At 69.7% G+C, this 12616-nt stretch carries 9 protein-coding genes; 7 read left to right on the forward strand and 2 right to left on the reverse strand.

The window, feature by feature from the left end:
• The 7 genes from E3T55_RS20305 to E3T55_RS13510 form a co-directional block, all read left to right on the forward strand.
• Positions 1 to 247, forward strand: a 247-nt coding sequence (locus E3T55_RS20305) for an HNH endonuclease signature motif containing protein (RefSeq protein ID WP_166791789.1), incomplete at its 5' end; no start/stop codon positions are given.
• 125 nt (positions 248 to 372) lie between these two features.
• Positions 373 to 2097: an Ig-like domain-containing protein gene (locus E3T55_RS13480; protein WP_166791790.1), complete on the forward strand. Its 1725-nt coding sequence runs from the start codon at positions 373 to 375 to the stop codon at positions 2095 to 2097.
• A gap of 226 nt (positions 2098 to 2323) precedes the next feature.
• Positions 2324 to 6016, forward strand: a complete 3693-nt coding sequence (locus tag E3T55_RS13485; RefSeq protein ID WP_241993058.1) for a S8 family serine peptidase — start codon at positions 2324 to 2326, stop codon at positions 6014 to 6016.
• A 193-nt stretch (positions 6017 to 6209) separates the two neighbouring features.
• Positions 6210 to 7715 carry an Ig-like domain repeat protein gene (locus E3T55_RS13490; RefSeq protein WP_134520088.1) on the forward strand — a complete coding sequence of 502 codons (1506 nt, stop codon included), beginning with the start codon at positions 6210 to 6212 and terminating at the stop codon, positions 7713 to 7715.
• Positions 7716 to 7739: 24 nt separating this feature from the next.
• Complete coding sequence (locus E3T55_RS13495; protein ID WP_134520089.1) at positions 7740 to 8933, forward strand: MFS transporter; 1194 nt, start codon at positions 7740 to 7742, stop codon at positions 8931 to 8933.
• 184 nt (positions 8934 to 9117) lie between these two features.
• Positions 9118 to 10092, forward strand: coding sequence for a ring-cleaving dioxygenase (locus tag E3T55_RS13500; RefSeq protein ID WP_134520090.1), 975 nt, complete (start codon positions 9118 to 9120; stop codon positions 10090 to 10092).
• 8 nt (positions 10093 to 10100) lie between these two features.
• Positions 10101 to 10862 (forward strand): alpha/beta hydrolase, encoded by a 762-nt coding sequence (locus E3T55_RS13510; protein ID WP_194092219.1) that lies wholly within the window; start codon positions 10101 to 10103, stop codon positions 10860 to 10862.
• Between the two features lie 6 nt (positions 10863 to 10868).
• Here the strand turns inward: E3T55_RS13510 and E3T55_RS13515 are convergent, their stop codons facing one another.
• Both E3T55_RS13515 and purU read right to left on the reverse strand, forming a co-directional pair.
• Positions 10869 to 11228: a YrdB family protein gene (locus E3T55_RS13515; RefSeq protein WP_134520092.1), complete on the reverse strand. Its 360-nt coding sequence runs from the start codon at positions 11226 to 11228 to the stop codon at positions 10869 to 10871.
• Positions 11229 to 11532: 304 nt separating this feature from the next.
• Positions 11533 to 12393, reverse strand: a complete 861-nt coding sequence (gene purU / locus E3T55_RS13520) for a formyltetrahydrofolate deformylase (RefSeq protein ID WP_134520093.1) — start codon at positions 12391 to 12393, stop codon at positions 11533 to 11535.
• Positions 12394 to 12616 lie beyond the last annotated feature (223 nt).

The following is a 12616-nucleotide window of genomic DNA, read 5'->3' on the forward strand; positions in this document are numbered from 1 at the left end:
CCCGGGTTGCGACATTCCGGCGTACTGGACCGAACTGCACCACGTGAAAAGCTACGCCCAGGGCGGCAAAACCGAAGTCGCCAACGGGGTCTGCCTCTGTTACCGACATCATCACGCCATCGACACCTCGGGCTGGCAGATCCGCATGACCCACGGACAACCCGAAGTACTCGGCCCCGCATGGATTGATCCGAGCCAGACGTGGCGGCCCGCACAGACCCACCGCGCCAACCGCCCCGTGAGTTAGGGCCCGCCGGAACAACGCCACGCTTTGAGACATGCCCTAGTTCGGGGGTCAGCCCCGGGCTATGGTCTCCCCGACGCGGAACCCACTCGGGTTTCGGCGCGCTTCGCTCCAGAATGGATCCGAACGTGAATCGACCAGACCAGCCAGCGCCCCACTCCGCTCCTCGCCATCGATCCGTAGCCACTCCAACGCGACTGCCGCGCCGCCGCGGTCTCGCGGCGGCACTCACCGTCGCCCTCTTCGCCGCGCTCGCCCCGGTGGGCGCTCTCGGGGCCTCCGCCCATGAGCCCCTGCCCACCCCGCCGATGAGCGAAGTGCTGACTCCCGAAGCGGATGCTGCCGCACTTGCCGCCGTGACCACTCCGGGCGCCGAGGTCGCAGCCGCCGAGGTGCCGGCCGAGAATCCCGCCGAGGTGCCGGCCGCGGTAGTTGCCGCCGAAACGCCGACCGCCGAAGCTGCCGAAGCTGCCGACGCGGTCGAGGCGGTCGAGGCGGTCGAGGCGGCACCCGATACCTCCCGCCACGCGCCGGTACCAACACCGATACCCGGGCCTGCCATGACCGAGCCTATGGCGACCGGGCCTGCGACGACCGGGCCTGCCACGACCGAGCCCACGACGACCGAGCCCACGCAGCCGACGATGTCGCCCGCGGCTGAATCGTTCGTCGCGCCGTCGCTCGTGACCGGTACCGGAACATCCGGTTCGATCACCGTGCCGGTCACGCCGGGCGTCAGCGGCGAGGTTAGGCTGAGTTTCTCTGGCCTGGCCCCCGGCGTGCAGGTGGCGAATCCCGCTGATCCGGCGAGTCCGATTACGGGCTCGATCAGCGGAATCGATCAGCAGTCGTTCCTCGTGACGCTGCCGGCCTCTCTCGTGCTGTCCCGCTTCGAAATTGAGCTCTCGAATCCGGCGGCGGACGTTGACCTGCTGGTCTTTCGCGCCGACGGTGTCGGCGGCCTGGTCGGAACCCCCGTGGAGGCGGGCCCGACCGCGAGCGAGGCCCAGGAAGTCTTCGTGCTGCCTTCGGTCAACGAATTCCGGGTCGCCGTGCGCAGCTTTGGACCGGCCACCGACTTCGTGTTGCGCACTTTCGGTTCGACGGTGACCTCCTCGGCTGGCCTGCAGGTCATCGATCCGGCCGTACTGCCGGCCGAAGCCGGAGTGCCCACGAGCTTTACCTATTCTTGGAGCGGGCTGGCCCCGAACGCGGCCTATGTGGCCGCCATCGGCTACGCCTTCGATGCCGGGGTCACTCAATACACGACCGTGCGCATCGACACCACCGAAGACGTCGCCCCGGCCACCCCGATCAACCTCGGGGCCCCGGTGATTTCGGGCCAGGCCGAGGTCGGCCGAGCCCTGCGCGTCGGCACCGGCGAGTGGGACACCACCGACCTGGAGTTCAGCTACCAGTGGCAGTCCGATGGGGTCGATATCGCCGGGGCGACGAGGGCGCGCCATCGGGTGACGGATGCCGACCTGGGCACAGCGCTGTCGGCCGTCGTCACGGCACAGAGCGCCGAGGGGGCAGTGGCGCAGGCGTCGGCCGCGCCGGTTGTTGTGAAGTACACCTCCGCGACCTCGGTCTGGCTGAGCCGGTCGACGGTACCCGCCGGCCATGAGGTCACGATCGGCGTCAAGGTGAAGAGTGCGGGCCCGGTCTCCGGAACCGTCGAAGTTCGCGTCGGCGACGCGCGCTATGACGTGACGCTCAACGCCCGCGGCTACGGCCAATTGACGCTCACCGACCTGGCTCGCGGGGGGTATCGGGTCGGCGCGAACTACGCCGGCAGCGACCTCGTCGCGGGGTCGACGAGCGGCGTCGAACGGTTGCGCGTCACCCGGTAGTCCTGGCGCGTAGCCCTCGAAAAGAGGCATGGACAGGTCGGTGCACGGCGACTAAGGCCGTGCACTTGCCTGTCTTCGGCATGCACGACTTGGCATTTTGCCCCTAGTGAGGGGGTGATGTTGTGCGCTATGTTCAGCACACTGCTGTGCCCCATATTGGGGCAGGACCGTCGGTCACCACACGACTGGCAAACAACTGAACAGACACCTCAGAACGGACTACTACGTGAGCTCCTTCTTCAGACCACCGACCTTCAGAGCACCGACATTCAGAGCACCGACCTTCAGAGCACCGAACCACCGACCCCCGACCCGCACCCTGCGCGACCTCACCGCCGTCACCCTCGCCGCCTCACTCGTCGCGGCAGCCACTCTCGTCGGCGGCGCTGCGGCCGTCGCAGCGCCGGCCTCGAGCGGACTCGAAACCATCATTGGCGGCGCGGCGCGGCCCGCCATCGACTTCACCGCCGGCCGATTCATCGTGACCCTGGCCGAACCGGCCGTCGCCACCTACGAGGGCGGCGTCAACGGGTTCGCCCGTACGGCGCCGGGCAACGGAGCAAAACTCGACCCGCAGAGTCGCGCGTCAGAGGACTACTCCAAGTACCTGGGCGACAAGCAGAAGAAAGTCGCGGCATCCGTCGACGCCGACATCGACTACTCGTACACGCTCGCCCTCAACGGCTTCGCCGCAGACCTCAGTGCCACGCAGGCCGCCGAACTGTCGGCGCAGAAAGACGTCGTGGCAATCACGCCCGATGAACTCAAGCAGGTCACCGCCGTCTCCTCGACCGAGTTTCTCGGCCTCGAAGGCGACGACGGAGTCTGGGCCGGCCTCGGCGGCACTGCCGAGGCCGGCGCTGGCACGGTGATCGGTGTGCTCGACACCGGAATCGCCCCCGAAAACCCCTCCTTCGCCGGTGATGACCTCGGCACTGCGGCCGGCGCCGCCCCCTACCTCGTGGGCGAAACGATCACCTTCCAGAAGGGTGACGGCGGAACGTACACCGGCTCCTGCACCGCCGGCGTGCAGTTTGCGAGCGACGATTGCAGCACCAAAATCGTCGGAGCGCGCTACTTCGCCACCGGGTTCGGTGCCGCCAACATCGGCAGCACCGCTGACGGCGAATACCTGTCGCCGCGCGACGGTGACGGCCACGGCTCGCATACCGGCAGCACTGCCGGAGGCAACTTCGGCGTGCAGGCCACGATCAACGGCCTCGACTACGGACTGATCTCCGGTGTGGCTCCGGCGGCGAAAATCGCCGCCTACAAGGTCTGCTGGACCGCGGTCCCCGGCGTCGGCAATGATGGTTGCGCCACAAGCGACCTGCTCGCCGGTATCAACCAGGCCGTGCAGGACAACGTCGACGTGCTCAACTATTCGATCGGCGGCGGAGCCGCTGAAACCACTGTCTCGCCGACCGATCAGGCCTTTCTCGGAGCGGCCTCGGCCGGAATCTTCGTCGCCGCCTCGGCCGGAAACTCCGGCCCCGGCGCGTCAACACTCGACAACGCCTCGCCGTGGATCACCACGGTCGCCGCGAGCACCATTCCCGGCTATGAGGCCACGGCCACGTTCGGCGATGGGGCCGGATACGCCGGAGCATCCATTTCGGTGGATCGCACGCCGGGCGCCACGCCGCTGAGCGGTGCGCTCGTGCGCGCCGACCTCGTCGCCGTCGCCGGTGCCGACCTGCCCGACGCGCTGCTCTGCGCGCCGGACTCCCTCGATCCGGCGCTCGTCGCCGGCGCCATCGTGCTGTGTGAGCGCGGGGTCTACGACCGCACCGCCAAGTCGGCCGAGGTGCTGCGCGCCGGCGGCACGGGCATGCTGCTCGTCAACCGTGCACCGAGTTCGATCGACACCGACAATCACTCGGTTCCGACCGTGCACCTCGATGGCCAGTACTGGGACGCCGCGTACGCCTACGCCGGCACGACCGGTGCGACCGCGACCTTCACCCCCGGCAACTCGACCGCCGAGACCCCGCCGACCCCCGTGGTCGCCGGATTCTCGTCGCGCGGCCCGGTGCAGGCCGACGGCAGCGACATTCTGAAGCCCGACATCACCGCGCCCGGGGTAGCGATTCTTGCCGACGGCGCCAACGCCGAGGGCGAGGCGCCGACTTGGCAGTTCATCTCAGGAACGTCGATGTCGAGCCCGCAGATCGCGGGCCTCGCCGCCCTCTACCTGGGCGAGCGCCCCACGGCGACACCGGCCGAAATCAAGTCGGCCATGATGACGAGCGCATATGACACCGTGAATGCCGCCGGCGAGCCGGTCACCGACCCCTTCACTCAGGGCTCAGGTCACGTCGACCCGACCAAGTTCTTCGAACCCGGCCTGCTCTACCTCAACGGCACCACCGACTGGTATTCCTACATTCAGGGCATCGGCTATGAGGTCGGCGCCGTGGCCGTAGACGCGAGCAACCTCAACCTTGCGTCCATCGCGATCGGGTCGCTCACCGCGCCCGAAACGGTCACCCGTACGGTGACCGCGACGGCCGCCGGCACCTTCACCGCCCAGCCGGTCACGGTACCGGGAATCAACGCGGTCGTCTCGCCGGCGACCATGACCTTCGGTGCCGCCGGTGAATCGCAGAGTTACAGCGTGACATTCAGCAGAACGGATGCCCCGCTCGACCAGTTCAGCACCGGCTCGCTCAATTGGGTAAGCGGCTCCGGAACGGTCGTGCACAGTGCGATCGCCGTGCAGCCGGTCGCTCTCGTGGCCCCTGCGACCGTCAGCGGGACCGGCATCGACGGCAGCGTCGACGTGGCCGTCACCCCCGGCTCGACCGGAGACATCGCGGTGAACCTGCGCGGTCTTGCGGCCGGCCTGCAGCAGCCCGACAGCGCCAACCCGGGCAGCCCGAACACCGGCAGCGGCACCGCCGGTGACGAGTTCACGTACCAGGTCGAGGTGCCCGCCGATACCGGCGTCGCTCGCTTCGACCTCGACTCGATCGACCAGACGGCCGACCTCGATCTGATCGTCTATCTGCTCGACGGTGACGGCGGCACGCCGCTCGCCGGCTGGCAATCGGCCACGGGATCGGCCTCCGAGCTGATCGACCTCGTCGACCCGGACGCCGGCTTCTACCAGGTGGTCGCATCCGTCTACAGCGGAACGACCGCGTTCGACGTGACCACGTACTCGGTGCTCGCCGCGGCCGGAGAGGGGGCCTTCACGGCGACCCCCGCCGTGATCGCCGGTGAGCAGGGCCTCGAATCGACGGTGACGCTCGGCTGGGCCGGTCTGGCACCCGAGACCGGCTACCTCGGACTCGTCGGCTACGGCGACACCGCGGTCTCGACCGTCGTCTCGGTCGAATCGGGCCCGGCTCCCGAGCCGCAGGCGCCGGTCAACACCGTGGTGCCGAGCATCACGGGCACCATGCAGGTCGGCAAGACCCTCACGGCCAACCCGGGGGAGTGGAACATCGCTGACCTCACGTTTGGCTACCAGTGGCAGGTGGACGGCGCGGACATTCGCAACGCGACGAAGTCCACGTTCAAGCCGACGAAGTCGATCGGCGGCAAGACCGTCACCGTTGTGGTGACCGCGACGGCCCCACCCGCCGCTGCGCTGCCGGCCGGGCAGGCGACATCCGCCGGCGTGCTGGTGAAATTCGGCGCGACGGTGAGCGTGTCACTGAGTAAGAACAGCGTGAAGGTCGGCGACCGCGTCGACGCTCGGGTGTCGGTCGCCTCTGACGGAGCCGTGACCGGCCCGGTCACGGTGACGGTCGGTGACGCGGTCTACCCGGTCACGCTCGATAAGAAGGGTATGGGAACGGTGCGGGTGGCCACAGAGGCCGCGGGCACGTACGCGGTGACGGCGAGCTACGCCGGCAGCACGGACGAGGCCGCGGCCGAGAGCCGCGCCACGAGCCTGAGGGTGCGCCGCTAGGTCGCACCAGGTCGCACCAGGTCGCGAGAGCGGGTCAATCGTCGGTTTGAGCAGCTGAAACCGACGGTTCACCCGCTCTCGCGGCGAGGGGAAGGGGAATGTTGAGTCTGCCCCTAGAAGAGGGGGAGCGAATGGACTAGATTCACCAGACGTGGGTTTCCGTCGGGAGCCCGTTCTCCCGATTGGAACACTCGTGAGTTCAGTTGTCAGGTCCCTGCTCCGCCCCCGTTTCACCTCCGCCCGTTTCACACCTTCCCGCTTCACACCTGCCCGCTTCACACCTGCTCGTTTCACCACCGCCCGCCTCACGCCGACCGCAGCACTCGTCGCCGCGTTGATGGTCGTGTCCGGTGCATTCACCTCGGCCGCCGTCGCCGCCGGAACCGGTGGCGAGGTCTCCGACCTGGCGGCTCCGGCATCCGTCGTCGGCAGCGGCCCGACCGGATCGGTGAGCGTGCCCGTCACCCCCGGCGTCACCGGGCCGGTGTCGCTGAGCCTCAGCGGGCTCACGGCCGGGGCGCGGGTGCCGAATCCCGGTGACGCCGCGAGTGCGGTGACCGGACGGGCCGCGACCGGAGACGCGTTCAGCTACCGGGTCGAGGTGCCGGCCGGCAGCCGTTTCGTGCGCTTCGACCTCGACTCGATCGGCGACGGCGCCGACCTCGACCTGAACATCGTTCTCGACCGGCCCGGCGAGGAGTCCGTGATGTGGGACGCGCAGAGCGACGCGAGCGACGAACACGTCGACATTCCGGGCGCCCCCGGCGGCTCGTATCTGATTGCCGTCACCGCCTACTCGGGCGCCAGCGACTTCACGCTCACGAGCTTCGCGGTGCCGAGCGGATCGGGCGCCGGCACCTTCACCGCGACCCCCTCGACCCTGGCGGGTGAGGCGGCGGTCACGGCGAACGTCGGCCTGTCGTGGGCCGGGCTGCAGGCCGGCGCCGCCTACCTCGGGGTAATTGAGTACGGGGCCACCGGAGTGAGCACGGTCGTGACGGTCGGGGCGGGGTCTGGCGGCTCCGCCAGCTCCGGCGGCTCCGCCGGCTCGGGCTCCCCGGACGGCGCTGGGGGTTCCGGAGCCCCGACCGATCCGGGCAGCCCCGACGAGCCGGGTGCCCCGCCGCTCGCGAACGCCATGAATTCCGCTCCGCCGAACATCGGCGGCACCCCGGAGGTCGGCCGAACGTTGCGCGCCCGCGCCGGCGAGTGGCAGCCGGCCGGCCTTGACTTCGCGTACCGGTGGCGGGCCGACGGGGTCGACATCGCGGGTGCGACCGGGTCGCGCTACCGGGTGACGGATGCCGTGGCCGGGCGCGTCGTCACACTGGTGGTCACGGCGACCGCCGACGGGTTCTCGCCGGCGCTCGCCGTGTCGAGCGGTGTGCGGGTGAAGGCCGTGTCGAAGGTGACGCTGACACTGAACCGCAGCGCGGCATCCGTCGACCGCACGATCATCGCGCGCATTCGGGTCGTCAGCACGAAGCCGGGCGAGGCCGACGTGCCCCAGACCGGTGCGGTCATCGTCACGGTCGGCGGCCGAGACTTCACCGTGCAGCTCGGTCGTGGCGGCCGGGCGAGATTCACCCTGCCCGACCTGAAGTCGGGAACCCACCGGGTGAGCGCAAGCTGGGCGGGCACCGCGACGGTGGCGGGGGATACAAGCCCGACCGTGGGCGTGCGCCTGCGACTCGGTTAGCCCGGGGGCGCTTAGGCTAAACGGATGACCTCCGGAAAGCTGCCGAAACCCCGGCTCGCCCGCGAGGTGTACGTGCTCGGCGTCATCGCATTCTTCGTCATGGTCGGCTTCGGCGTGGTCGTACCCGTTTTGCCGGTCTACGTGCGCAGCTTCGACGTGGGCTACCTCGAGGTCGGCGCCGTGCTGAGCGCATTCGCGCTCATGCGACTGGTGGCGAGCCCGTTCGTTCCGCGGCTCATCGACTGGGCGGGGGAGCGCACGATCCTCGCGGTGGGCATCGGCATTGTTGCGGTGTCGAGCGGCCTCGCAGGACTTGCCGACACCTACCCGCAGCTGCTGTTGCTGCGCGGCGCCGGCGGCATTGGGTCGGCCATGTTCTCGGTCTCGGCGATGACGCTGCTGCTCGCATCGACGTCGCCGACCATGCGCGCCCGCGCCCTCGGCTTCTACCAGGGTGGCTTTCTGATCGGCGGCATGGCCGGCCCCGCCATTGGCGGTCTGCTCGCGACCCTCTCCCTGACGGCGCCGTTCTTCTTTTACGCCGGCACCCTCGCGGTCGCCGGACTCGTCGGCGTGATCATGCTGCGCCCGACCCGCGGTGCCGCCGCGTCGACCGCGGCGACGGATGCCGCGCTGCCCTTTCGCACGGTGCTCGCCGACCCGAGATTTCGCGCCGCGTGCCTGGCCAACTTCGCCCAGGGCTGGACCTCGCTCGGCGTGCGCGCCGCGCTCATTCCGGTGCTCATCGTCGAGGTGCTGCGCGGCCCGACCGCCTGGACCGGCATCGCCTTCGCCTGCGCGGCGGTCGCACAGACGCTCGCGCTGGCACCCGCGGCCCGGTTCATCGACACCGTCGGGCGACGGCCGGCCATCATCGGAGCGTTCGCCGCGGCATCCGTCGTCATCATGGCAGTGCCGTTCGCGCCGAACATCTGGGTGCTGGGCGGCCTGCTCTGCCTCTACGGCGTGGCGGCCGCGTTCATGGGAACCGCGCCCGGCGCGGCCCTCGGTGATGCGGCCGGCTCGCGCGGCGGGCGTCCGGTCGCCGTGTTCTCGATGTTCGCCGACGCCGGCGCGATCGTCGGGCCGCTCGTCGCGGGCTGGCTCGTCGACACCGTGTCGTACCAGGCGGCGTTTCTCGTGGGCGCTCTCTTTCTACTCGGCGCGGCCGGCTACGCCCTGCGGATGCCCCGGGAGACCCGGTCGAGCCGGTCCTGAGGTTCGAGCGGCGGCTCTGGGCGATGATCGCGCCCGAAACGGGTAAGCGCTACGGCCGTTACCGTAGCGGCCACCCGTATCGGGCGCGCTCGTGACCCCCAACCGGGAATACCCCGAGTGAATCATGCGTTCGCATAGATATCGCCTAGGCTGGGCGTCACCGCATACTTCAGAAGGGCCCTCCATGACCGTCCTCACCTCCGGACTCCACCACGTCACCGCCATCGCCGGCGCTCCCCAGCGCAACATCGACTTCTACGTCACCGGACTCGGCCTGCGCCTGGTCAAGCGCACCGTGAACTTCGACGACCCGGGCACGTACCACCTCTACTACGGCGATGACTCCGGCCGCCCCGGCTCGCTGCTGACGTTCTTCCCCTGGGCCGGTGTGCGCACGGGCGTGCACGGCGTCGGGCAGTCCACGAGCACCGCCTTCTCGGTGCCGGCCGGCAGCCTCGGCTGGTGGCAGAAGCACTTCGCCGACCTCGGCGTCGACTCAGCCATCACCTCGACCTCGTCGAGTGAGGAGCGCCTGTCGCTTCGCGACCCCGACGGCCTCGGCCTCGATCTCGTGGCCTCGTCGACGGTGGATCCGCGCGATCCGTGGGATTCGGCATCCGTTCCCGCCGAGTACGCCGTGCGCGGGCAGCACTCCTCGGTGCTGACCGTCGCCGACCCGACCGGCACACTGCAGGTACTCACCCGCGACCTCGGCATGCACGTCATCTCCGAAGAGGGCAACCGCACCCGGGTGGGTGCCGGCGACGGCGATCCCGGCGCGCTCGTCGATGTGATCGCCGACCCAACCGGACAGGCCGGCCTCACCGCCGGCGGCACGGTACACCACGTCGCCTTCCGGGTACCCGACCGGGCCACGCAGGCAGAGTGGCGTCAGGAACTCGTCGAGCGCGGCTACGGCGTGACGGAGATCCTCGACCGTGACTACTTCACCTCGATCTACTTCCGCGAGCCCGGCGGCGTGCTGTTCGAGATCGCCACCGACACCCCCGGCTTCGACATTGACGAACCGCTGCTGGAACTGGGTCGCTCGCTGAAGTTGCCGCCGTGGCTCGAGCCGAGCCGCGAGGCCATCGAGCACTCCGTCGTGCCGATCACCGTTCCGGCCGAGAACAACCCCGCGCTCGTCGCGGGCGTCTGAGGCCGCGCATGACCGCGAGTGCCGACTCCACCGGCACCGGCACCGACACCGACACCGGCACCGACAGCCGCACCGGCACCGACACCGGCACCGGCACCGACACCGGCACCGTCGGGACGGATGCCGCGGCGCCCGGCCCCGACCCGGCCGCCGCCGCGCTCGTCGCGGCCTGGCCGCACGCCTACCGGCAGGGAGTGGCTGGCCACCCCGTGCTGCTGATGCTGCACGGAACCGGCGGCACCGAGCACGATCTGCTCGGGCTCGCCGACGCCCTCGACCCCCAGGCCACGGTGCTCTCCCCGCGCGGACGTGTCACCGAGATCGGCATGAACCGCTGGTTCCGCCGCCTCGCCGAGGGCGTCTTCGACCTCGACGATGTCGAGCTGCGCTCCGACGAGCTGGCGGACTTCGTGACCGCGGCTCGGGCGCACTACGAACTCGGCGGGCTGAACCTCGTCGCCGTCGGATTCTCGAACGGCGCGAACGTGGCCCTCGCGACGGCGCTGCGGCATCCGTCGACCGTGCCGCACGTGATCGCGTTCTCGGGCATGCATCCGCTGCCCGGCCGCGTGGCGGACACCGATCTGAACGCCACGAGCGTGCTGTTGCTGAACGGCGAGAGCGACCCGATGGCACCGCTCGCGAGCGTCGACGCGCTCGCGGCCGAACTCGAGGCCCGCGGCGCCGCCGTGCAGCAGGTGCGGCGTACCGGCGGCCACGGGGTCACCGAGGCCGACGTCTACGCGGCCCAGGGCTGGCTTGCCCGCTGAGCGTCGCTAGTTCGAGAGCTCTTTGCGGCCGGAGAGCACACCGCTGACCGTGGCAATAATCGCGAACACGATGCCGACCGGGGCCAGGCTCAGGTCCCACCAGGCGAGGGCGGCCGCGCCGAAGACGCAGATCTCGATCAGGGCCTTGCCGAAGGGGTCGAGCCTGAAGACAGCCTTCGGAGAACGGAACAGCGCCCACAGCACAATGGCGAAGGCCGGCGCGGCAATGCCGATGAGCACACCCGGCCACGGCAGCGGCCAGCCGAGAAAGCCCCACAGAGCGAGGGTGACGAAGGCGAACAGTTCGAGCACGAGCCGAAGGATGTCGTTGGGGCCGACCTGGGGCGTTGCGCTGGTATTTGTCACCCGTCAATCTTAGCGACCGGCGGCTGGTCCTCCCGCAGCCTGGAGGTCGCCTCGCCTGGTTTCGACCAGCGCGCTTCGCGCGCAGGCTCAACCAGCGAATTTCCCCCTCGCTGGTTGAGCCGGCGCGCAGAGCGCGCCGGTCGAAACCGGGCGGGCCCCCCTAGAGTCTGGAGGTCGCCTCGCCTGGTTTCGACCGGTCGCACGCTCCCGGCTCAACCAGCGGATTTCCAGCACGCTGGTTGAGCCGGCGCGCGAAGCGCGCCGGTCGAAACCGGGCGGGCCGACCTGCAGAGCCGCGGGTCCGCTACTTGAAGATGATCGTGCGGATGCCGTCGACCAGCACGCGGTTCTCGGCGAACCACTTCACCGCGGTCGTCAGGGTGCGGCTCTCTTCGTCCTGGCCGATCGCGACGAGCTCCGCGGGGGTGCGCGAGTGGTCGACCCGCACGACATTCTGCTCGATGATCGGGCCCTCGTCGAGCTCGCCGGTCACGAAGTGTGCGGTCGCGCCGATCAGCTTCACCCCGCGGGCATGCGCCTGCCGGTAGGGATTGGCGCCCTTGAAACCGGGCAGGAACGAGTGGTGGATGTTGATGGCCCGGCCCGCGAGCGCGTCGCAGAGCTCGGGGGAGAGAATTTGCATGTAGCGGGCGAGCACGACGAGTTCGATGTCGTGCTGCTCGACCGCCTGCAGAACGCGGGCCTCGAAGGCGGCCTTGCTCGCGGCATCCGTGATCGGGCGCGATTCGAAGGGCACGCTGTAGAAGCCGACGAGGTCGCGCAGGGTGCCGTGGTTGCTGAGCACGAGCGGCACCTCGATCGGCAGCTGTCCGCCGCGCTGGCGAAAGAGCAGGTCGTTGACGCAGTGGCCGGCGGTCGACGCGAGCACGAGGGTGCGCAGCGGACGGCCGACGACGTCGACGACGGCGTCCATGTCGTACCGGGCGATGACCGGCGCGAGCACGGCCGACAGTTCGGCCTGAGCGGCGGGCGACTCGACCTGCAGGCGCATGAAGAAGCGCCCGGTATCGTCGCTGGAGAACTGCTGGCTCTCGAGAATGTTTCCCTGTGCCTGCACGATCGCGCCGGTGATGGCGTGCACGATTCCGGGCTGGTCGGCACAGACGAGGGTGATCACCCAGTGATGCGGGGCGGAAGAAGTCATCCGCCCAGAATACCCGCCGCGCCCCCGGGCCCGATGCCGGGCCGGGCGACGGATGCGCGCGCTCGCCCCATCCGCACACCTTGACCGCGTGGGTGGTCGGGGTAGACTCCGTGTTGGTCGTGCTGAACAAGTCGGCCCCGGGCGCGCACGCCGGCGCGCAGTCGAGTGGCCTCGATCTCGGTGTGAATGGTCCCACCGGGCTCTGCTTCGACTTCCCAGTGCG

The sequence above is a fragment of the Cryobacterium frigoriphilum genome (assembly GCF_004403305.1).
In the GTDB taxonomy this organism is placed as follows: domain Bacteria; phylum Actinomycetota; class Actinomycetes; order Actinomycetales; family Microbacteriaceae; genus Cryobacterium; species Cryobacterium frigoriphilum.

What these genes read in the sequence shown, in the direction of transcription:
- E3T55_RS13495 (WP_134520089.1), top strand. Translation starts at nt 7,740, where the DNA reads ATGACCTCCGGAAAGCTGCCGAAACCCCGGCTCGCCCGCGAGGTGTAC.
- E3T55_RS13500 (WP_134520090.1), top strand. Translation starts at nt 9,118, where the DNA reads ATGACCGTCCTCACCTCCGGACTCCACCACGTCACCGCCATCGCCGGC.
- E3T55_RS13510 (WP_194092219.1), top strand. Translation starts at nt 10,101, where the DNA reads ATGACCGCGAGTGCCGACTCCACCGGCACCGGCACCGACACCGACACC.
- purU (WP_134520093.1), bottom strand. Translation starts at nt 12,393, where the DNA reads ATGACTTCTTCCGCCCCGCATCACTGGGTGATCACCCTCGTCTGTGCC.